Source organism: Corynebacterium occultum, from assembly GCF_009734425.1.
GTDB lineage: Bacteria > Actinomycetota > Actinomycetes > Mycobacteriales > Mycobacteriaceae > Corynebacterium > Corynebacterium occultum.
Genome location: NZ_CP046455.1, coordinates 2112372 through 2133096 on the forward strand (window position 1 = coordinate 2112372; position 20725 = coordinate 2133096).

Annotated in this window: 18 protein-coding genes and 4 tRNA genes; 13 read left to right on the forward strand and 9 right to left on the reverse strand. The window is 61.6% G+C overall.

Features of this window, described 5'->3' with window-relative positions:
* The 3 genes from COCCU_RS09760 to COCCU_RS09770 all read left to right on the forward strand — a co-directional run bounded on the left by COCCU_RS09760 (nt 1) and on the right by COCCU_RS09770 (nt 2975).
* Complete coding sequence (locus COCCU_RS09760) at nt 1–981, forward strand: SURF1 family cytochrome oxidase biogenesis protein (RefSeq protein ID WP_156231326.1); 981 nt, start codon at nt 1–3, stop codon at nt 979–981.
* A gap of 94 nt (nt 982–1075) precedes the next feature.
* On the forward strand, nt 1076–1786 hold the full coding sequence (locus tag COCCU_RS09765; RefSeq protein WP_156231327.1) for a hypothetical protein: 711 nt from the start codon (nt 1076–1078) through the stop codon (nt 1784–1786).
* 841 nt (nt 1787–2627) lie between these two features.
* Nucleotides 2628–2975, forward strand: coding sequence for a DUF2599 domain-containing protein (locus COCCU_RS09770; protein WP_156231328.1), 348 nt, complete (start codon nt 2628–2630; stop codon nt 2973–2975).
* 245 nt (nt 2976–3220) lie between these two features.
* Here COCCU_RS09770 and COCCU_RS09775 read toward each other — a convergent pair.
* Together COCCU_RS09775 and COCCU_RS09780 are read right to left on the reverse strand one after the other, a co-directional pair.
* Nucleotides 3221–3293 (reverse strand) — tRNA-Val (locus COCCU_RS09775).
* A gap of 91 nt (nt 3294–3384) precedes the next feature.
* Complete coding sequence (locus COCCU_RS09780) at nt 3385–3816, reverse strand: DUF3052 domain-containing protein (protein ID WP_156231329.1); 432 nt, start codon at nt 3814–3816, stop codon at nt 3385–3387.
* A 435-nt stretch (nt 3817–4251) separates the two neighbouring features.
* Between COCCU_RS09780 and aceE the strand changes: the two genes are divergently transcribed.
* On the forward strand, nt 4252–6990 hold the full coding sequence (gene aceE, locus COCCU_RS09785; RefSeq protein WP_156231330.1) for a pyruvate dehydrogenase (acetyl-transferring), homodimeric type: 2739 nt from the start codon (nt 4252–4254) through the stop codon (nt 6988–6990).
* Nucleotides 6991–7067: 77 nt separating this feature from the next.
* The gene (locus COCCU_RS09790; RefSeq protein WP_156231331.1) at nt 7068–7913 is read left to right on the forward strand and encodes a hypothetical protein; all 846 of its coding nucleotides are present in this window, start codon (nt 7068–7070) and stop codon (nt 7911–7913) included.
* Here COCCU_RS09790 and COCCU_RS09795 read toward each other — a convergent pair.
* Nucleotides 7910–8887 (reverse strand): alpha/beta fold hydrolase, encoded by a 978-nt coding sequence (locus COCCU_RS09795; RefSeq protein ID WP_156231332.1) that lies wholly within the window; start codon nt 8885–8887, stop codon nt 7910–7912. The two genes, COCCU_RS09790 and COCCU_RS09795, sit on opposite strands and share 4 nt — an antisense overlap.
* A 32-nt stretch (nt 8888–8919) precedes the next feature.
* On the opposite strand from COCCU_RS09795, the gene COCCU_RS09800 reads away from it, so the two are divergent.
* Entirely contained in the window at nt 8920–9168 is a 249-nt protein-coding gene (locus tag COCCU_RS09800) for an acyl carrier protein (protein ID WP_156231333.1), read from the forward strand.
* Nucleotides 9169–9186: 18 nt separating this feature from the next.
* Nucleotides 9187–10014 (forward strand): HAD-IIA family hydrolase, encoded by an 828-nt coding sequence (locus COCCU_RS09805; protein WP_156231334.1) that lies wholly within the window; start codon nt 9187–9189, stop codon nt 10012–10014.
* An 89-nt stretch (nt 10015–10103) separates the two neighbouring features.
* Here the strand turns inward: COCCU_RS09805 and COCCU_RS09810 are convergent, their stop codons facing one another.
* From COCCU_RS09810 to COCCU_RS09830, 5 genes are all read right to left on the reverse strand, one after another.
* Nucleotides 10104–10565, reverse strand: coding sequence for a hypothetical protein (locus COCCU_RS09810; protein ID WP_156231335.1), 462 nt, complete (start codon nt 10563–10565; stop codon nt 10104–10106).
* Nucleotides 10566–11044: 479 nt separating this feature from the next.
* A complete protein-coding gene (locus tag COCCU_RS09815; RefSeq protein ID WP_156231336.1) occupies nt 11045–11851 on the reverse strand; it encodes a serine hydrolase domain-containing protein in 807 nt (268 codons plus the stop codon).
* 117 nt (nt 11852–11968) lie between these two features.
* Nucleotides 11969–12730 (reverse strand): trimeric intracellular cation channel family protein, encoded by a 762-nt coding sequence (locus tag COCCU_RS09820; protein ID WP_156231337.1) that lies wholly within the window; start codon nt 12728–12730, stop codon nt 11969–11971.
* Nucleotides 12731–13105: 375 nt separating this feature from the next.
* Nucleotides 13106–13273 carry a helix-turn-helix transcriptional regulator gene (locus tag COCCU_RS09825; RefSeq protein ID WP_231598735.1) on the reverse strand — a complete coding sequence of 56 codons (168 nt, stop codon included), beginning with the start codon at nt 13271–13273 and terminating at the stop codon, nt 13106–13108.
* Between the two features lie 201 nt (nt 13274–13474).
* Nucleotides 13475–13548 (reverse strand) — tRNA-Ile (locus COCCU_RS09830).
* 163 nt (nt 13549–13711) lie between these two features.
* Between COCCU_RS09830 and COCCU_RS09835 the strand changes: the two genes are divergently transcribed.
* From COCCU_RS09835 to COCCU_RS09860, 6 genes are all read left to right on the forward strand, one after another.
* Nucleotides 13712–15379, forward strand: a complete 1668-nt coding sequence (locus COCCU_RS09835) for an alkaline phosphatase D family protein (protein WP_156231339.1) — start codon at nt 13712–13714, stop codon at nt 15377–15379.
* 90 nt (nt 15380–15469) lie between these two features.
* Nucleotides 15470–15542, forward strand: a tRNA-Asn gene (locus tag COCCU_RS09840).
* A gap of 217 nt (nt 15543–15759) precedes the next feature.
* Nucleotides 15760–15832: transfer RNA gene (locus tag COCCU_RS09845), tRNA-Asn, on the forward strand.
* Between the two features lie 170 nt (nt 15833–16002).
* Nucleotides 16003–16428 carry an OsmC family protein gene (locus COCCU_RS09850; RefSeq protein ID WP_156231340.1) on the forward strand — a complete coding sequence of 142 codons (426 nt, stop codon included), beginning with the start codon at nt 16003–16005 and terminating at the stop codon, nt 16426–16428.
* Nucleotides 16429–16453: 25 nt separating this feature from the next.
* Nucleotides 16454–18328, forward strand: a complete 1875-nt coding sequence (locus COCCU_RS09855; protein WP_156231341.1) for a glycoside hydrolase family 15 protein — start codon at nt 16454–16456, stop codon at nt 18326–18328.
* Nucleotides 18329–18379: 51 nt separating this feature from the next.
* Nucleotides 18380–18622, forward strand: a complete 243-nt coding sequence (locus tag COCCU_RS09860; RefSeq protein WP_156231342.1) for a hypothetical protein — start codon at nt 18380–18382, stop codon at nt 18620–18622.
* 39 nt (nt 18623–18661) lie between these two features.
* Here COCCU_RS09860 and dnaG read toward each other — a convergent pair whose 3' ends face one another.
* Nucleotides 18662–20566, reverse strand: coding sequence for a DNA primase (dnaG, locus tag COCCU_RS09865; RefSeq protein ID WP_156232781.1), 1905 nt, complete (start codon nt 20564–20566; stop codon nt 18662–18664).
* Nucleotides 20567–20725: the final 159 nt, after the last annotated feature.

The window sequence follows — 20725 nt, forward strand, 5'->3', positions numbered from 1 at the left end:
GTGAGCACCAAGGTTGAACGTCGACGCGCCAAGGACCACAAGCGGGAGAAATTCAGTTGGAAATTCTTCCTCCGTCCTGGGTGGATCCTGGCGATCCTGGCGATCGTCGCCTTCTCCTACGCATCCTTCTCCTTCCTCGCCCCCTGGCAACTGGGCAAGGACGAGGACATTGTCCAACGCAATAAACAGCTTGAGCAGGCCTTCGAGCAGGACCCGGTCCCCTATCAGGAAGTCTTCGACCCTGAAGGCCAGATCGAGGCCACCGAGGAATGGACCAGGGTGCTGTTGACCGGACAATTCCTCCCTGATTCCGAGGCGCTGCTCAGACTGCGTCCCGTGGAGAAAACCCCGGTGTTCCAGGCACTGACTCCCTTCGAAACCAATGACGGGGAAATCTTCCTGGTCAACCGTGGTTTCGTTGCCTTCCCCGGCCCGCAGATCCCTGAGATTGAGCCGGCCCCCACCAACGAAGTCACCATCACCGGCATGGCCCGGCTCAATGAGACCCGGCCCGACAATCCCCCCATGGTGGAACAGGACCGGCTGCAGGTCTACGGCATCAACACCGGGCAGGTCGGCGAGGCCGTGGACCTGGAGCTGGCGGAAAGCTACATCCAGCTCTCCGAAGGCTCCGCCGGTGAACTGAACGCCATGCCGGTACCCAAACTGGACCGCGGCTCCCACCTCAGCTACGGCTGGCAGTGGCTGGCCTTCGGAATCATGGCCCCACTGGGCCTGGGCTACTTCATCTGGGCTGAGGTGCGGGAACGACGCCGCGTCCGCCGTGAGGAAGATGAGCTGGCCGCAACTGAGGCAGGCGTGACTCCGGATGCCGGGGATGAGACGGGAACCGATGCCCGAAACGAACCCGACCCCGAGGTGGTCAAGCCCGAGGACCGGGAGGCGACACGCTCCCGGGATGTCCGTGCCCGCTACGGCGGACAACATCCGGATCATTGGAAGCGCCGCTCCCGCCACTAGTTTGGAGGGGTAGCCGAAACCCCGGGCAGGCATTACCCTTGCCAGATGTATCATCCTTTCGTTTAAGGGAGTGCTGATGGGATTCTGGCGACGCTTGTTCACACGTGATCCAGACAGTGATAGCGCTATTGCCGAACAGCTGGGTTTCCGGGAGAATTCCGACACCCCAGCCGAAGGCCTGGTGGAGGATCCCCGTCACCGCGCCCGGGCCCTCCACCTGGCACTCGACCTGGCCCGGGAATTCGGCTTCGAGGCACGCCGCGAGATCACCGTCGATGAGGTCCCCTTCGACCGGTTGGGCGGCATCGAGGCCTTCAACGCCGAGCGCCTGAGCACTCTCCTCCAGCTCCGGGATCGGGATGGTTACCTCTTCCCCCGCAGCTTCTACTTCGAATATGACTTCGTGGACTCCAATGACGCCTATGCCCGAGTCCTCAGCGAGATGGCCGAGGCCACCGGAACCCGGGAACATTTCAGCGAAATCCACTGCGACCTCCACTTCGGGCCGAATTTCAAGCTCCAGCCCCGCGGTGACTTCCGCTACCTCCACCAAGGCAACCCCAGGGTGCATGAGGTCTCCAGTGAGGGAGACTTCGCCGACCCCACGGTCGTGGCCGCCATGCTCCGGGATGTCACCCCGGCAGAACACACCCTGATCACCAGCTCTGATGGGGCCTACAATTACTGGGTGCCGGGAGATCATGCCCAGAAGTTCCGCACCCTGTTGCGCGCCGAGGAAAAAGCCTCCGCGAAACGCCACCAGCGTTGGCATAGGGAGCGGGAAGCCCACAACAAGCGCGGCTAGCCACGGTTCTGCCCAGGGCTGTTCCCGGGGGCGGGCTGCCCGAGCGGTGCCGGTGGCCCAGGTGATGGGCGGCTGATGGTGGTCTCCCAGGGGTCTCACGGTGTTCAGATAAAAATGCGGCATCCAGAATGCTGCCCCCGCCCTCAAGGAGAAATAGCTCCCACGTTGGGCACTGCTTGAATTGAGCACTGCTTGAATCAGGTGCAGCGGGAATGCTCCGGGCTGGGGACCTACTGGCCGGACCCCGGATCTGAGCCCCCCCCGTGTGGAAAACAGGCCAAGGTAGTTAAAAACTACCTTGGCCTGTTTTTTATATCTGCAGGCCCCGGGGAGGAACCCCGGAACGCCCTTCACCGCTCCCCCAGGATTCGAAAGCTCAGCGGAACCATCAGAGCCCCCGGGAGGCCTTCCCCACAGGCCACCGTGGCGCCACCCCGGGACCCACCCAGCCGGGCAGGTTGTGACGCCCCCGCCCCCGCCTGCCGCTGGCTTGCAGGCGCTCTGGCACCCAATGGGGGATGGAATAAAGAGCAGCGTCGGGACAGATCTTCCCCCCTATTCCACTGCCGGGATACCGGGGGAACCTCAAGCTCTGAGCACCAGAAATGGGGGATTGTGAGGGAATCTCGGCCGTGTTTTGCTGGGGAACGTCCCCAACCCCCGAGCCACCAACCAAGAGCCCCAAAATAGAGAACCGCCACTCTCCCCCACTGGGCATATCCGCAAGGTCATCGTGATGTGTTCTCAGGGGACCTAGCAACCGAAACCCAGATCGACTCTTCAGAGCGGGATTTTTCACAAACCCAGCACCCCGCACTCACCTAAACGAGGAGCCCCTCGGATGTTCAAACGCACCAAACTCGCCGCAACCGCGACCGCCCTGATATTGGTGACCAGCCCCGGCCTCGCCCGGGCTACGGTGATCGATTCCTACACCACCACGGAAAACAGTCGTGGCACCGTGTACAACATCTCTCCGAACAAGAAAGACGGGAACCTGAGCTCCTCGAGCAGCAGCCACGATCCCGGACCGGAGATGGAGAGCAAGGGCATTCCTGCCACGCCCTCCCTTGTGGGCCAGCTGACCTGCCACGTCATCTTCGCCCCCGGCAAACCGATCTGGAACCTAGAGGACTGGCGGCCTGAGGTGACTTTCCCGGGGATGGTCGCATCCGCCTGCAACCCCTGACCCAAGGCCGGGACATCTCCACCGCAATGATCTGCCCCCGGGGCCCCTGGGATAATCAGGGTCCCGGCGGTGGCGGTGGTCAATTTTCTGGTTACTCCCCAGAGAGCAGGCCGCAGCCCTCCCCAGATCTGGTTGAGCCACAACGGAGAGATCCCCCAACAGGCCCCACCGTTGCCGCCATCATGTCCGGGGAAAAGAAAACAGGCCAGACACTAAAAATAGTGTCTGGCCTGCTGCTATATCTGTGCGCCCTGACGGGCTCGAACCGCCGACCTGCTGGGTGTAAACCAGCTGCTCTTCCAGCTGAGCTAAAGGCGCATGCACTTCACCCGCGTCACGGGGTGAACAAGCAAGAACATTAGCACGTTGCAGTGCCACCCTGAAAAACGGGGTGGCCACTCCGGAGTACCTACTTCTTGGTGGTGCCCCGCTGAACGAGGCAGGAGCCCTGCCAATCACCGAAACGGTCAGACTTGGTCTGAACCAGACCGGCCAGCTGTGCAGATTCCGCGATCAGACCGGTTTCCAGGGTGCCCGGCTTACCGGCTCCCGGAGTCAGCAGCCAGATGCGACCATTTTCGGCGAGCGGTCGGACCGCATCCACCAGGCCATCGACCAGGTCACCGTCATCTTCACGCCACCACAGGATCACGGCATCGCAGATTTCATCGGTATCTTCGTCCAGCAGCTCCTCGCCGAGCACCTCCTCGATGCCCTCGGAAATGGAGCTGTCACAGTCTTCATCCCAGCCGACCTCTTGAACGGTCTGGCCCGAAAGAATCCCGAGACGTTGTGCGTAATCCTGGGCACTATTTTTCACCGTGCCCGGAGCGTCCACCACTGTGTTGTTCCTCCTTGTTTCTGTCACACCCTATTTGGCTGTGATTTTTTTGTTTCTCCCAGCAGGATACAAGCTCTGCGCCGAAATGACCGGGTTTAGGTGGTTTTTCTTCCGCCTTCACCCCCTTTTCCCAGAGCTGCACGGGGGACTAACCATGGGCTACACCCGAAAGCAAAGATTCCATCTTTACCTTTATGGACGTTTTGGCTGGTCATTTCGCCGCATCATGCGAATTCTGCGATAACAAAGCTTTGCAAAGCTCCCTCCCCAGCTTCGCCCTCGAGTGCCGTGGCAAACCAGAAAGACGTATCCTTGAACCTGAAATGCGCAATCGGCCCGGACCAAGGGAGACCGAGGCTTCACTCCGACGTGGAAACATCATGTCGGTTGCCGTTCGCGCATGACCTTTTGATTAATTCCTATAGGAGGTTTGGAATGGCTGACCGGAAGATCGGTGGCAAGCCCACGGACGACTCCAACTTCGCGCTGATCCGCGATGGCGTTGCTTCGTACTTGAATGACACCGACCCGGAGGAGACCCGGGAGTGGATGGATTCGCTCGACGGACTACTCGCCGAATCCACCCACGACCGCGCCCGCTACCTGATGCTGCGTCTGTTGGAGCGTGCCTCCGCCAAGCGCGTTGCACTCCCGCCGCTGCTGTCGACCGACTACGTCAACACCATCCCGACCTCCATGGAGCCGGAATTCCCCGGCGATGAGGAGATCGAGAAGCGTTACCGTCGTTGGATGCGCTGGAATGCCGCCATCATGGTGCACCGCGCCCAGCGCCCGGGCATTGAGGTCGGTGGCCACATCTCCACTTTCGCTGGTGCTGCCCCGCTCTATGAGGTGGGATTCAACCACTTCTTCCGCGGCAAGAACCACCCCGGCGGTGGTGACCAGATCTTCTTCCAGGGTCACGCATCCCCGGGCATGTACGCCCGCGCTTTCCTCGAGGGTCGTTTGACCGAGGATGACTTGGACGGTTTCCGTCAGGAAGTCTCCCGCCCTCAGGGTGGCATCCCCTCTTACCCGCACCCCCACGGCATGCCGGACTTCTGGGAATTCCCGACCGTGTCCATGGGCCTGGGCCCGATGGATGCCATCTACCAGGCGCGCTTCAACCGCTACCTGCATAACCGTGGCATCAAGGACACCTCCCAGCAGCACGTCTGGGCATTCCTGGGTGACGGCGAGATGGATGAGCCGGAGTCCCGTGGCCTGCTGCAGAAGGCTGCCCTGGAGAACCTGGACAACCTGACCTTCGTGATCAACTGCAACCTGCAGCGTCTCGACGGCCCGGTCCGTGGTAACACCCAGATCATCCAGGAGCTGGAGGCGTTCTTCCGCGGCGCCGGCTGGTCCGTGATCAAGGTCATCTGGGGCCGCGAGTGGGATGATCTCTTCGAGCGGGATCAGGAGGGTGCTCTGGTCAACGTCATGAACACCACTCCGGATGGTGACTACCAGACCTTCAAGGCCAATGACGGTGCCTACGTGCGCGAGCACTTCTTCGGCCGGGATGAGCGCACCCGCAAGCTGGTCGAAGAGATGACCGACGATGAGATCTGGCGCCTGCCCCGCGGTGGTCACGACTACCGCAAGGTCTACGCCGCCTACAAGCGCGCCACCGAGACCAAGGACAAGCCCACCGTCATCCTGGCCTTCACCATCAAGGGCTACGGCCTGGGCCACAACTTCGAGGGCCGCAACGCGACCCACCAGATGAAGAAGCTGACCCTGGATGACCTGAAGCAGTTCCGCGATAAGCAGGGCATCCCGATCTCCGACGCTGATCTGGAGAAGGATCCCTACCTGCCGCCCTACTATCACCCCGGTGCGGACTCCGAAGAGATCAAGTACATGCTGGAGCGCCGTAAGGAGCTCGGTGGATTCCTCCCGGAGCGTCGTAGCAACTACGAGCCGATCCAGGTGCCGCCGCTGGACAAGCTGCGTTCGGTCCGTAAGGGTTCCGGCAAGCAGCAGATTGCCACCACCATGGCGATGGTCCGTACCTTCAAGGAACTGATCCGTGACAAGGGTATCTCTGAATCCCTGGTGCCGATCATCCCGGATGAGGCCCGTACCTTCGGCATGGACTCCTGGTTCCCGACCCTGAAGATCTACAACCCGCACGGTCAGAACTACGTCCCGGTCGACCATGACCTGATGCTCTCCTACCGTGAGTCCACCGATGGCCAGATCCTGCACGAGGGCATCAACGAGGCTGGTTCCGTGGCATCCTTCATTGCCGCCGGTTCCTCCTACGCCACCCACGGCAAGGCCATGATCCCCCTGTACGTGGTCTACTCCATGTTCGGTTTCCAGCGCACCGCGGACTCCATCTGGGCAGCCGCTGACCAGATGTCGCGTGGCTTCATCATGGGTGCCACCGCCGGCCGCACCACCCTGACCGGTGAGGGCCTGCAGCACATGGACGGCCACTCCCTGCTACTGTCCGCCACCAACCCGGGTGTCGTCTCCTATGACCCGGCCTTCTCCTATGAGATCGCTCACCTGGTGCATGAGGGCATCGACCGCATGTACGGCCCCGGCCGTGGCGAGAACGTCATCTACTACATGACGATCTACAACGAGCCGACCTCCCAGCCGGCGGAGCCGGAGAACCTGGACGTGGAGGGCCTGCACAAGGGCATCTACCTCTACTCCGAGGGCGAGGGTGACGGCCATGAGGCCTCCATCCTGGCTTCCGGTATCGGCATGCAGGCCGCGCTGCGTGCCCAGGAGATTTTGAAGAGCGATTATGGTGTGCGCGCCAATATCTTCTCCGTCACCTCCTGGACCGAGCTGGCCCGCGAGGGTGCCGCGCAGAAGCTGGAGCAGCTGCGCAACCCGGCGGGAGCGGTCGAAGAGGCCTTCGCCACCAAGCAGCTGAAGAAGGCCTCCGGTCCCTACGTGGCAGTCTCTGACTTCGCCACCGATCTGCCGGAGTCCATCCGCAAGCTGGTCCCGGGTGACTACACCACCCTGGGCACCGATGGTTTCGGTTTCTCCGACACCCGCCCGGCTGCCCGCCGCTTCTTCAACACCGACGCAGAGTCGGTTGTCGTGGCGGTGCTCTCCGGTCTGGCACGCGAGGGCCAGTTCGACATCTCTGTTGCCGATGAGGCTGCGAAGAAGTTCAACCTGGATGATCCGACCAAGGCCTAAGGCCTGACTCGAAAGGCCCCACCCCACTGCTGTGATGCAGTGGGGTGGGGCCTTTTCATTTCTGGCACACTTAAGACATGGCAAAAACTCCCACTGATCGTGACCGTGAATATCTTCAGGCTGAATTGACCCGGATGGTCGGCATCGGGAGGATCAACCTGGGGGTGTTCCAGCATGCGGTGGACACCATGTTGGCGGCCCAGGACATCGCCGTCCTGGCTGATATTCACGCCCGCTATATCGGGCCACCCCCGGCGGAGTGGGGCCCCCTCCCCCAGCATCCCACCGGAAATCCGGACCCCCAGCTGCCGCAGCAGATGCCGCACTCCACCCCCTCCCCCACACCACCGCAGCAGCAGGGCCTATCGCCGCAGCAATATCCACAGCAGCAGATGCCACAGCAGTATCCCCAGCAGATGCCGCCGCAGCAGTATCCGCCGCAGCAGTATCCGCCGCAGCCGGTGAACCCGATGTATCCGGGGCAGCCTGGTTATCCTGGGGTGCCCATGAGTAGCGGGCAGCACCCCGGCCTGGCACAGCCCGGCATGCAGCAACCCCAGCAGGAGTTCTCCTCCGTCATGGGCACCATCAAACGCACCGGTCAGTGGCTGGTGCCGGAGCGCTGCCTGTTCACGGTGAATGCCGCCACCCTGCACCTGGATCTGCGGGAGGCCACCGCCGCCGCCCAGATGATCACCTTCGAGCTGCGTGCCAACGCCGCGGAGATCAAGATCATCGTTCCGCCGGGGGTGCATGTGTTCAACCATCTCAAGGAGACCTGGACCGACTCGAAGATCAATGTCACCGCCCCGGCTGCGGGCGCACCCCAGATCACCCTGACCGGTTACACCCGGGGCTGCACACTCGTGGTGGAAACCCGCCAGGCCGGGCAGAAAACCCTCTGGCAGCAGTTCTGGGGTTAGTTCTCCAGAAGTCTGCTGATCGCCTGATTGACGATGTCCGGGGCCTCCAGAATGAGCATGTGTCCCGCCCCTGCTGCGATCTGGAACCAGGCCTCCGGCCACACCTCCCAGAGTCGCTCGGCCTGGCTCAGGGGGGTCACCTCATCCTTCTCCCCGGTGATGATGAAACCCGGGATCCCCTGCAGCGCGGGCACGGCATCGAGTTCCCCATGCTCCTGGAGGTCATCGAAGAAACCCACGAATGAGGTCAGTGGGGTTTCATGAATCATGGCGGCATGGAACTCCACCAGCTCATAGTCGGTGGACCTTTTGAACACCGCGGTGGCCAGGGTGGGTGCCAGGAACTTCGCCGCCGCCTCCCGCACCTGGCGGGCATCATCCGGGGAGGCCTCCACCGCCTCCATCACGCGATCCGCCAGGGGTGAGGCCAGAATCTGGGGGATGCCCTGGGCGGAGAGGGATTCGATGCTGGTGGACACCAGCGTCACCCCCGCCACCCGGGCGTGGCAGGCGGGGTCCTCGACGAGCATCTGGCGCAGCGCCGCTAGCACCGCCAGCCCGCCGAGGGAATGTCCCACCAGGATCAGGCGGCCCTCAGGGGCCTGTTGTGCGATGGTCTCACGCACGTCGTGGGCCAGCCCGTCGATGGTGCACTTGGGTGCCGCCACCGCCCCGGTCTGGCCGTGACCACGTAGATCCAGCAGCAGGCAGGCCACCTCGGGGTGATGCTGGCGGAGGTGTTTGACCTGCAGGTAGTAGGACTCGGCGGCGAGGGTGAAACCGTGGACGAAGACCACCGTGGTTGTCGCATCCACCGGGCCACTGCGGTAGTAGTACACCCTGATGCCCTCGCTGTTCACGGTGCCCTGCTTATCGACATCCCGTAGGCCCGGCTCGCGGTTCTGGGAATGCAGCACACCCCGCTCCAAGGCGATCCTGCGTCGCCCCGCCGGGGTCAGAGTCCTGAGGTTCATGGCTGTAGAGGTTACCCGCTAATGTGGAGGGCATGACCACCACCGAACTCCAGGCCGAATTGGCGAAGATTTTTCAGGACTACGCCGGGGTGGAAGCCGCGGATGTAGTCCCCGAAGCACGCATCATCGAAGACCTCGCAGTCAACTCCCTGTCACTGGTGGAGATCACCATCCGCATCGAGGAGGCCTTCGGCGTGCAGCTGGAGGATAAGCATGTGATGAACTTCCAGACCATCGGGGACCTGATCGGGCATCTGGAAGCTGAGCGCTCCCCCGCCTAAGGGAGCACAATGGCAGGCATGAACCACCACATTGCCTACCTGACCGACATGGACGGGGTGCTGATCCGTGAGGGTGAGATGATCCCCGGTGCGGAACACTTCCTGCAGGAACTCGAAGACAATGACATCCCGTACATGGTGCTGACGAATAACTCGATCCACACCCCCAGGGATCTTGCCGCCAGGCTGCGTTCCACCGGACTGGATATCCCCGCGGAGCGGATCTGGACCTCGGCCACGGCCACCGCAGATTTTCTCGCCCGCCAGAAGAAGGCCGGCACCGCCTATGTGGTCGGTGAATCGGGGTTGACCACCGGGTTGCATGCCGCCGGTTGGATCCTCACTGATGATCGCCCGGAGTTTGTGGTGTTGGGGGAAACCCGCTCCTACTCTTTTGAGGCGATCACCACCGCCATCAACCTGATCAACGGTGGGGCGCGGTTCATCTGTACCAACCCGGATGTCACCGGTCCCGCCCCGGTGGGCATTCTCCCCGCCACCGGCGCGGTGGCCGCTCTGATCACCGCGGCCACCGGCATGGAGCCCTACTATGTGGGCAAGCCGAACCCGGTGATGATGCGTTCCGCGTTGAACACCATCGGCGCCCATTCCGAGCACACCGTGATGATCGGCGACCGGATGGACACTGATGTCCGCTCCGGGTTGGAGGCCGGGTTGCGCACCATCCTGGTGCGTTCCGGGATCTCCGATGATGCCGAGATCAACCGCTACCCCTACCGACCGGACCGGGTGGTGGACTCCATCGCCGATATCGCCGTGAATGTCCTTGACCCCTTCGGTGACGGGCATTTCCTGCCTGGCGAGAGCGAGGAGCTGGAGGGCTGACTTTTGCGGCTCTGCGCCGGTGGCGGCCCCGGGGGCGCTTCTCGACGCCGCGTCATAAACCAGACTGCCCGGTGCTCAGCCCCGGGGTTTTAGTCGAGGGGGCGGACCTCCGCGTCGAAATCATGCTCCTGCGACAGGTTGGCCAGCACACCCCGCAGGTAGCCCAATTCCCGGGTGGTGCCGGTGATCACTTCCTGACACTCCACCCTCCGATGGTTTTCCAGGCAGCGACGCCAGGCGGTGAACCAACGCGCGGTGAGCAGGTCGACATCAGCCGCGCAGGGCTCAGCCGGGCTCTGAATGCACACCACCATGGCGGATTCCACGGTGGCGCGCAGGTGCCGGGGTAGCCGACGGATGCTGAGCAGTGCGGAGCGAAGCTCATCTTTATCGCTCTGGCTCGCCCAGCTCAGGGGGCGGGACATGGCGGTGGGCTGGATCTTGGTGGTCTTGGGGCTTTCGGGCATGCCGAAGCCTGCCCACTGCCGTTCGGCGGACATCAGGTCAGCCGGCAGACCGGTGGGATTGCTCCCGGAAAGCATATTGATCATCGTGTCGGTGTCCTTCGGCAAACACTGAAACATCCACCGTGGTGTGCTCCCCCGATGTTTTCAGGGGGGGTACACCACAGCTAATGCAAGACGAGGTTCGTCTTCCCCAACGGCCTCGTGCGTGAATCCTTGGATGATCACCAAATGATCTATCACCTGCGATCTTTCTCAATCCCGGGGCGCGCGGCAACTTCCCCACCCCACCCCAGCCCCCCATTCATTCAAGCTATGGTTGAGAGTCTCAGGCAGGCCCCGCCACCCCGCTGAGCGGGGCCTGAAATACAGATTGAATCAGGTCCCATCTCCAGCTCCATCCCGCCTAAGGCAGGGCCTAGAAAGTGCCAGAATCCTTCTCCATCCTCGTGGGGAAGGTGCGAAAAAAAGGCACCCCCAGCATCACTTCGCTGCGGGGGCGTCCCATGAAGTTGTGGAACCCAGGTTCCTCCCCAACCCAGGGAACTTCCTGAGAATTCAGGCTTTCATCCCAACTCAGCCCAGATCGCCTCATTGGTCTCCGCCCACAGGGGCTTTGCCCAGGCACCGAAAGGCTCATCGGTCAGTGCCACCATCGCCCGTCCCGTCCCCGGCGCGACCCACAGGTAGGTGCCGGACTGCCCGAAGTGGCCGACCACATCGGCTGGCATGGAGGGCGCGGTCCAGTGGGGGTCCTTCTCACCACGGATTTCAAAACCCAGGCCCCAGGGATTGGGTTTCTTCATGCCGTAGCCCGGAACCACACCATCGAGTTCCGGGAACTGCACCTGAAAAGCCTCCGCCAGGGTCTGGGGGTGAAGCAGCTTCGGGGAAAGCAGCTCAGCGGCGAACTTCGCCAGATCGTCCACCGTGGACCGTGCCTCATGCCCGGCGGAACCCCAGAGCTCGGTGTCCTTCATCCCCAGTGGCTCAAAAAGACCCAGGCGCAGATACTCGGGGAAGCTGATCCCGCTTTCCTCCCCCACTGCCTCTGCCAGGATCTCAAAACCGGCAGAAGAATATATGCGGCGTTCCGCCACGCTCTTCTCCGGCTCGCGGCTGGAAAAACCCACCCCGGAGGCGTGTGCGAGCAGGTGACGCACCGTGGAACCTTCGGGGCCGAGGGGGTCATCGAGTTCAAAGACCCCCTCCTCCACCGCCAGCAGAATGCCATAGGCGGCAAGTAGCTTGGTCACGCTCGCCAATTCAAATATCTTGGTGGTATCCCCGGTGGTGGTGAGCTCCCCATCGTTGAGCAGGGCGGCGGCAGCCGAGTTGACGGGCCAGTCCTGAATTTTCTCCAGTGCATTCATGCCACCATCCTAATGATCTGCGCAGAAGGCACGGAAGAAGTTCCCGCATGCCCTCTGGTTCGCGCGTTCCCCCTTGCCTTGGGACCTGGCACCCTGCCCAGGCCCCGAGGCACAGCTCTACTCCGGGTTCTTCTTCGCCTGCTCCCGGTTATGCTCTCGGCGTGCTTCATGACGTCCCTGACGGTGGCCCCGCTTCTCTGCCCGTTTCAAGGCGGCCGCCAGTTGGGCCGCAGTCATGTTCACCGGTGCCCAGTTGGTGGGAGCCGGCAGCACCCAACCCTTCCAATAGCTGAGCACCGCCAATCCGATACCCACCAGCGGGGAAATCACCATGCCCACCGCCTCCAGGTCGGCCGCATGGAAAAGAACCATGGACACTGAAGAGAGCACCGCGGGCACCGCGTAGAGAGGGCCTCCGCCGAAAATGCCCGGGACCTCCCCGGTGCAGATATCGCGGATCATGCCGCCACCGACCGCGGTGATCACGCCCATGAAGATCGCGGACAACCAGGGCAGCCCAGCGCTGAGTGCCTTCACACAACCGGTCACCGCCCACACCCCGAGGATCACTGCATCACCGTGGACCTTGAATATCTCCCAGGTCTTCCCCTGGAAGTGGACGGCCAGGGCGATCACCGCGCCCCCGAAAGCCAGGGTCAGGTAGATCGGGTCCGCGATTGCGGCAGGTGTACCCGCCTGGATGAGGGTGTCACGCAGCATGCCCCCACCCAGGGCGGAGAAGAGCGCGAGGAAAAGGAAACCGATGAAGTCAAAGTTGCGTTGGCGGGCGATGGTGCCGCCGATGATGCCGTTGAGCACCACACCAATGAGGTCAAAGACCTGGTACAGGGCGAGGATCTCAGGATCGACATGGGGCATGGTCAAAGTTTAGGCAGCTACCGGGCAGGCTGCCAGCGATCATCGGGTTTAGTGGCCCGGTTAACCGGCCGAGTTTTCCAGGCAGCGCAGATACCCTCCCTGAAGCCCAGCACCATGCCATAATCCCGGTCAAAAACTTTCATGCCCGCAGCTTGAGACTCGCCGACCAGATATTTCCCTTCAAGCCTGCAACCCCAATTACCGAATGGTCAACCGCTTTTTCTGCCCGAACATGAATAAACCCCGCGGGCCAAGCGGCCCACAGGGCAAAAGTTCATAGCCGCGGCACTATGCCCGCAATTTCCTGAGCCTCAGCTCACCGGTCTGCGTGCCACCCCTGGCGCAGTTCGGTGGGGTCGCTGAGTGTGTAGCTCCTCATGCAGCTTCACTCTCTAACCACCGGTCAATATCTTCACGACGGAAGCGAATGAGCTTGCCGCCATCCAACTTGATCTCCGCGGGGGCCGCTCCATCCATCCTCCAGGCGTTGACGGTGGACCTGGAAACCCCCAGCAGTGCGGCCAGCTCGTTGATTGAGAGCAACTCTCCGTTATTCAATGTTCCCTCCAAAAAGTTATATGATTTATTACCTCATGCTGCTATTTTAACATATTTATTATTGTAAACTAATGATTGAACATAATTAACTATTTATGTGGACCATGGAAAATTCCACATTTTACCAGGTAGGGAAAAGAAAACCCCGTTCACCGGGAGTGTCGGGAACGGGGGAAGTGCAACTAGTGGGGCCAGCGGGGCTCGAACCCGCGACCTACGGATTATGAGTCCGCGGCTCTAACCGACTGAGCTATAGCCCCTAGGTCATTCACGGCCGAGGCCGCAATAACTGGTTCAGTATATCCACCTTTCCTCAAGAGGAATCAATCGGCTCCCCTCCCCCTGTCACTAATTCTTAATAAGTCTTCATCCGACACCATTTCCGATAGCGCCGACAGGGAAAGTGGGGTTGACTTTGCACTCATGCCGAACTCTGTCACTCGCCGCCAGCTTCTCATCGGTGGGGCGATGCTCACTCCCCTGGCCATCGCCCAGCCCGCCTTTGCCCAGAGCTCTCACGTATCTGCCCCCACCCCTGCCGAAGCTCCGGTAGGAACCCTGCCTTTCCTGCATGGGGTCGCCTCCGGGGATCCGTTACCTCATTCCGTGGTGCTGTGGACGCGAGTGACTCCCGGCGCTGAGGCCCAGCCCGGTTCCGGCTTGGGGCCGGACACCACCCTCGCCTGGGAGGTGGCCCGTGACGCGAAGTTCCAGGACGTGGTCAAGCGGGGTGAGTGTCTGGCTACGGCAGCCAGGGACCACACCGTCCACGTCGACCCCTGGGGGTTGGCAGCTGACAGCGTGTACTATTTCCGTTTCCTTGTGTTGGATGGGGAATTCTCCGGCCATGTCTCCCCCACCGGCCGCACCAGAACAGCTCCGGCATTTGAGGCCTCACCAGAGCAGTTGAATATCGCGGTGGCTTCCTGTGCCAACTGGGAATCCGGTTTCTTCTCCGCCTACCGCGACATCGCCCACCGCGCCTTCGAAGGTGAGTTGGATCTGGTGGTTTTCCTAGGGGATTACATCTACGAACATGCCACTGGGGAATACACCGGGAAACGCGGAGCCTTCCGGATCCACGAACCCACCTGGGAACTAACCACCCTTCAGGACTATCGACGCCGCTATGGTCGCTACCGCACCGACCCGGAACTGCAGGTCGCCCACGGCGCCCTGCCCTGGGTGGCCATCTGGGATGATCACGAAAGCGCCAATAACTCCTGGCGGGATGGCGCCCAGAACCACTCCCCAAGGGAAGGTGAATGGCACACCCGGAAAACCGCCGCCATGCAGGCCCACCTGGAGTGGCTGCCGATCCGTGCTGAAAACTCCTCCAGACAGGTTTCCCTCTACCGGGGTTTTCGTTTCGGCAACCTGCTGGAACTGAACATGCTCGATTTACGCAGCTACCGTGATCAGCAGGCCACCTACCTCCCACCGGATCAGGGATTGCGGACCTTCAATGATGGAAGTCGGAGCATCATGGGTTCTGAGCAGTTCGAATGGTTGCGCCGCCGTATCAGCACCTCCGACACCTCCTGGAATGTGATCGGCAGTTCAGTGATGTTCGCCCCCATGAACCTGCTCACCCTCCAGGACAATCCACGGACCAAGGTCATCGCCGATTTCCTGGGCACCAGGATCACCGGGGTGCCATTCAACCCCGACCAGTGGGACGGTTACGCCGCCGAACGCCACCGCTTGACGGCGCTCCTGGCCAAAAAGGACACCCCGCTGCTGGCGCTGTCCGGGGATGTCCACACCGAATGGGCCAATGCACTGAGCCATGAGGGCCGGGAAATCGGGGTGGAGATGGTCTGTGCCTCAGTATCGGCACCGAATGTGGATGAGAACCTGAAGCTGCCGGCCGATAATCCCCTCTCCCATCTGGCGGAGCAGCTCCTGCGGGAAACCAACCCCCATGTTCGGCATGTGGACCTGGATTCCCATGGCTATTCCATCGCACGCATCCGCCGGGATGAAGTGGAACTGCGCTGGCTACGTGTCACGGATGTGGAGCGCCAGGGCGCGCCGGTTCATGAGCATCTCCGGAAGACCTGGCGAAAGGGTGTTGGATTCATCTCCTGATCAGGCGATTTGCTTAGTTTCAGGACCTGTCGATATAGTTACATCTCGTTGCAGGGAACAGCGCCTAGCGTAAATTCCGGATCAGCATAATCCCCTATAGCTCAGTTGGCAGAGCATTCGACTGTTAATCGAAAGGTCACTGGTTCGAGCCCAGTTGGGGGAGCAAGACTTTCAAGGCCACCAGCATTTTTGCTGGTGGCCTTTTTCATTGCCCAGCTTCAAGGCCCAGGTTCCACCACACCCTTCCCCGGGGTTCCGGGCCCCACTCCCCCTCCAGCATCACCCATGGGTGTCACCCGGTTTTGAACAAAGCAATAATGGCTATATAGTTAGTGCTCGTTGCAGGGAACACCTTTTAACGTGAGCCCAGATCAACATAATCCCCTATAGCTCAGTTGGCAGAGCATTCGACTGTTAATCGAAAGGTCACTGGTTCGAGCCCAGTTGGGGGAGCAAGACTTTCAAGGCCACCGGCATTTTTGCTGGTGGTCTTTTTTCTGTCTCGCACCGCCGAGCCGAGGCTTCCAAAAATCCAACCCCCACCCAGCACGTGCCCCCGGATTGAGGATTAGCGTGGATGCCACAAGCCCCCGTAAAATCCTCAACGGAAATGGTGAGCCCACATGGCCAAAGACATCCCCACACTGAGTGCCGAACACACCGCCCCCTGGACCTACACCGTGAACAATGGCCGCGGTGCCGAGATCAAGATCGGCATGGAAGGCGCGGCAGGCTGCTTCTCCCCCATCGAGCTTCTCCAGGCCGCACTCGCCGGCTGCGCCGCCCTTTCCGGGGAGGCCCAGCTGACCAACCGTCTGGGTGAGGATTTCACCATGACCTCCAGCGTCGAGGTGGTCTACAACGCCGAGGAGAACCGCATCGAGCAGCTAATCAACCACATCCTGGCGGACTTCTCGGAGCTGGAGCCGGAGCGGCAGGAGAAACTGATCGCCAGCACGGAGCGTTCCATTTCCACGCTGTGCACGATCAAACGCTCCCTTAATCACGGGATCGAATCCACCACTGAAGTCTCGGGTCAGAGCCACTAAGCACCAATATCCATATGCTGGAGTCATGAGTTCGCCTGCGCTGAACCCCACGCCCTCCACCGTCCCCCTGGAGAAATACGCCCTGCTCTCGGATATGCGCACGGCGGCACTGGTTTCTGAAGGGGGGAGTATTGACTGGTTGTGTGTCCCCCGCTTCGATTCCCAGGCGATCTTCACCGCCCTGCTGGGCACCGAGGAACACGGCCACTGGCTTATCGACGCCCCCGCCGGGCGTGTCTCCGCCCGCCGCTACCTCGACGACTCCTTCGTCCTGGAAACCACCTGGACCACCCCAACCGGTGTCGCCACCGTCACAGATTTCATGCCCATCGACGGGCACCTCGAGGGAGATGAAAAGCGACACTTCTCCTGCACTGACCTCATGCGGGTGGTCCGATGCATCGAAGGTGAGGTGGATATCCGCAGCATCATGCGGTTGCGCTTCGACTATGGCCGCGCCTCCCCTTATTACCGCTACCGGGTGATCGATGCGGAAAACAACATCGGGGAGATACTCAGTGTCGCCGGCCCCGATTCGGTCCACCTGCGTGGCCCCTACCTCACCCTGAATGAGGATACGAACTCCCACCGCGGTTTCTTCCACCTGCGCGAGAACGATCAGCTGGAATGGGTACTCACCTGGTTCCCCTCCCACCGCCAGATCCCGAATCCACCCGACTATTCCAAGGCCAAGGACATCACCCGGCGTGCCTGGCACGATTGGGCGGATATCAGCAATTACGAGGGAGAGTATGCCACGGAGGTCGACCGTTCGTTGTTGGTGCTCCGCGCACTCACCGATGCCCGCACCGGCGGTATCGTCGCCTCCCCCACCACCTCCCTGCCGGAGGAGTTCCGTGGGCAGCGCAACTGGGATTACCGCTATGTGTGGTTACGGGATTCCGCCTGGACCATTGAGGTGCTCGTGGAAGCAGGCTACACCGAGCGAGCGTCGGCCTGGCGGGACTGGCTGCTGCGTGCAATCGCGGGCGATTCGAAACAGCTGCGCATCATGTACGGGCTGCGCGGGGAACGCCACCTCCCCGAGTTCGAGCTGAACCATCTGCCCGGATATGCGGATTCCCGGCCGGTGCGCATCGGTAATGGTGCGGCCGAGCAGTATCAGGCTGATGTGGTCGGTGAGGTGATGATCGCCTTGGAGACACTCCGCGATGCCGGCATCGAGGAGGATCTCTTCTCCTGGGATCTGCAGAAGTCCATCCTTGATTTCCAGGCGGAAATGTTCGATGTCAAGGACCACGGTATCTGGGAAATGCGCAGCGAACCGGCCTATTTCACCCACGGCCGCGCCATGATGTGGGCAGCCTTCGACCGCGGTATCAAGGCCGTGGAAAAGCACGGACTCTCCGGCCCCGTCGAAGAGTGGCGGGAACTGCGGGACACCCTCCGCGAGGAAATCCTCACCCACGGTTGGAACGATGAACTCCAATCCTTCACCCAGACCTACGGCAGCACAGATGTCGATGCCTCACTGCTCCAACTCGCCCAGATCGGTTTCCTCCCCTACGACGACCACCGCATGCTGGCGACCGTGGACCGCATCGAAAAAGAGCTTCTCGACGCCCACGGCTTCCTCCACCGCTACCCCACCGGCACCGGTGTCGACGGCATCGCCGGCAGTGAATACCCCTTCCTGCTGTGTTCCTTCTGGCTCATCGAGCAATACGCCCACTCCGGCCGCATCGATGAAGCTCGGGAGTCCATGGACCGCATTCTCGCAGTTTCCTCCGACCTTGGACTACTCGCTGAGGAGTACTCCCCCACGCACCAGCGTTTAGCCGGCAACTACCCGCAGGCCTTCTCCCACCTGGGTCTGATCCGAGCCGCCGCGGCCATCAGCCACCCGGGGACACCCGTTGATCCGGAGGCCTCACGCTAAGCTGGATCAAGTACCTTTCCCGAGTAGTCCCCTTAAGGAGCAGTACCCCACATGATCCAGTTGGTCATCGGAGCCGCCGCAGGCTATGTCCTGGGCACCAAAGCCGGACGCCGCCGATTCGAGCAGATCAAGAAGGGCTACGAAACCGCGGTCAACTCCCCCGCAACCAAGTCCGCGATCAACGCCACTCGCAAAGCCATCGCCGACCGTCTGGACCCCCAGCCCCGGATGAAGGAAGTCAAGAACCTCCGGGGTGAAGATGGGTCTGAGGTGCTGGAGCCGGATGAAGATTAGAAGCCACCGCGGAACCGTCAAAGCGGGCAACCTGAAAAGCTAACCCCGCAGTGCCCGATCATTAAGCTCGCGTCGAGCCTGCTCCAGCGCCACGAGGTCCGCGAAGAGGGAGTTATAGGCCGCTTCATCATCGCTGGGCCGCATGCGCTGCAGTTGCCCCTTCAGCTGGGCGATCTGGTTGCCCACCCGGGCTTCCTGCAGCCGGGAAAGCACACTGTCCACGTAGCCGTTGAGGTTTTCCGGCTCGATCTGGATGCTTTCCACCACCAGCTCGCTGACCAGGGAGCTTCCCACCAGGTCCGCCATCTGCCCGGACACTGCTGCAAGCCAGTCCACGCCCTCATGCGCGGTGGCACATCCCCCAGCGGCGGTGATGGCTTCGCGCACCATCCGGTAGGCCTCATTGCTGAAGGTATCTGGGGCTAATCCATCGAAGTAGCTTCCCGCCAGTTCGGGGTACTGTAGGGCGATCTTGAGGCTTTCGCGTTCCGGCCAGAGCCTTGGATCGCGACGGTTGGGCAGGATCAGAGCGGGCTTTTCTTCCCGCACCGGCTGGGCCTGATCGCTGTCAAAGCGACGTGCGCGGCGCAGTTGGGGTTCCGCACGCTTGGGGCGTCGGGTTTCATCACGGACCTGCTGCAGCACCTCACCCGGATCATTCCAACCGACCCAGCCGGAGAGCAGGCGCGCATATTCAGCCTGGAGGGCGCGGTCCCGGATGCCGGCGACAACAGGTACGGTGCGTCTCAAAGCCTGGAGACGACCCTCCACGGTGTCCAACCGGAAGTCCTTGAGCATGGCCTGGATGACGAATTCGAACATGGGCTCGCGAGAGGCCACGAGGTCCCGAACCGCGGCGTCGCCACGCTCCAGGCGCAGGTCACAGGGGTCCATGCCTTCCGGGGCGACGGCAACGAAGGATTGGCCGGTGAATTTCTGGTCGCCCTCAAAAGCTTTCATGGCGGCCTTCTGGCCGGCTTCATCACCGTCGAAGGTGTAGATGAGTTCGCCGCGGAAGTAATTGTCATCGAGCATGAGGCGACGCAGCATCTGGAGGTGTTCCTCGCCGAAGGCGGTGCCACAGGAGGCGACGGCGGTGGTCACCCCGGCGGCGTGCATGGCCATCACATCGGTGTACCCCTCCACCACCACGGCCTGATGGCTCTTGGCGATGTCCCGTTTGGCCTTATCCAGGCCGAAGAGCACCTTGGACTTGTTGTAGAGGAGGGTGTCACGGGTGTTCATGTACTTGCCCATGTTGTCATCATCGAAGAGTTTGCGGGCACCGAAGCCGATGACATCCCCGGAGAGGTTCTTGATGGGCCAAAGCAGGCGGCGGTGGAATTGGTCGATGGGGCCGCGCTTGCCCATCTTGGACAGCCCGGCTGCCTCAAGTTCCTTGAAGTCGAAACCCTGGCGCAGCAACACCTTGGTCATGGTGTCCCAGCCCTCGGGGGCGTAACCGCACTCAAATTCGTGGATGTGCTCGACGGAGAAACCGCGGGCCAGCAGGAACTCCCGCGCCTTGGCTGCCGGTGGGGTTTCCAGCTGTTCCCGGTAGAAGGCGTGGGCGGCCTTGTTGGCGGCGATCAGTCGCTGCCGGGTGCCGGGTTCCTCGCGTCGCCCTGGCCCACCCCCCTGGTAATTGATGTGAAAACCGATCTTCTCAGCGCAGGCCTCCACGGCCTCAGGAAAGGAGATGTGTTCCATCTTCATCAGGAAGCTGAAGACATCTCCGCCCTCACCGGTGGAGAAGCAGTGGAAGTAGCCACGGTTGGGGCGGACGTGAAAGGAGGGGGTCTTCTCATCCTTGAAGGGCGAGAGTCCCTTCAGGGAATCCGCGCCCGCCGGCTTGAGCTGGACGTAGTCGCCCACGATCTCCTCAATCGGAGTGCGCTCCCGGATCGCCTGAATATCACTCTCGGGAATTCTCCCCTTGTTCATCGCACCCATGCCCTCAACTCTAGCGCTGCGGTCAAATACTCATCGCGGCCCACTCCCCCAGCCCCGAAACCCCATTACCCTTAAGTTAGCTCATGATTTTCTTTCTTTTTTCATATGTAAGAATTAATTTATTTTATGCTTTTTCAGCAGGTCAGAAAG

What these genes read in the sequence shown, in the direction of transcription:
- COCCU_RS09770 (WP_156231328.1), top strand. Translation starts at nt 2,628, where the DNA reads ATGTTCAAACGCACCAAACTCGCCGCAACCGCGACCGCCCTGATATTG.
- aceE (WP_156231330.1), top strand. Translation starts at nt 4,252, where the DNA reads ATGGCTGACCGGAAGATCGGTGGCAAGCCCACGGACGACTCCAACTTC.
- COCCU_RS09790 (WP_156231331.1), top strand. Translation starts at nt 7,068, where the DNA reads ATGGCAAAAACTCCCACTGATCGTGACCGTGAATATCTTCAGGCTGAA.
- COCCU_RS09795 (WP_156231332.1), bottom strand. Translation starts at nt 8,887, where the DNA reads ATGAACCTCAGGACTCTGACCCCGGCGGGGCGACGCAGGATCGCCTTG.
- COCCU_RS09800 (WP_156231333.1), top strand. Translation starts at nt 8,920, where the DNA reads ATGACCACCACCGAACTCCAGGCCGAATTGGCGAAGATTTTTCAGGAC.
- COCCU_RS09805 (WP_156231334.1), top strand. Translation starts at nt 9,187, where the DNA reads ATGAACCACCACATTGCCTACCTGACCGACATGGACGGGGTGCTGATC.
- COCCU_RS09810 (WP_156231335.1), bottom strand. Translation starts at nt 10,565, where the DNA reads ATGATCAATATGCTTTCCGGGAGCAATCCCACCGGTCTGCCGGCTGAC.
- COCCU_RS09815 (WP_156231336.1), bottom strand. Translation starts at nt 11,851, where the DNA reads ATGAATGCACTGGAGAAAATTCAGGACTGGCCCGTCAACTCGGCTGCC.
- COCCU_RS09820 (WP_156231337.1), bottom strand. Translation starts at nt 12,730, where the DNA reads ATGCCCCATGTCGATCCTGAGATCCTCGCCCTGTACCAGGTCTTTGAC.
- COCCU_RS09835 (WP_156231339.1), top strand. Translation starts at nt 13,712, where the DNA reads ATGCCGAACTCTGTCACTCGCCGCCAGCTTCTCATCGGTGGGGCGATG.
- COCCU_RS09850 (WP_156231340.1), top strand. Translation starts at nt 16,003, where the DNA reads ATGGCCAAAGACATCCCCACACTGAGTGCCGAACACACCGCCCCCTGG.
- COCCU_RS09855 (WP_156231341.1), top strand. Translation starts at nt 16,454, where the DNA reads ATGAGTTCGCCTGCGCTGAACCCCACGCCCTCCACCGTCCCCCTGGAG.
- COCCU_RS09860 (WP_156231342.1), top strand. Translation starts at nt 18,380, where the DNA reads ATGATCCAGTTGGTCATCGGAGCCGCCGCAGGCTATGTCCTGGGCACC.
- dnaG (WP_156232781.1), bottom strand. Translation starts at nt 20,566, where the DNA reads ATGAACAAGGGGAGAATTCCCGAGAGTGATATTCAGGCGATCCGGGAG.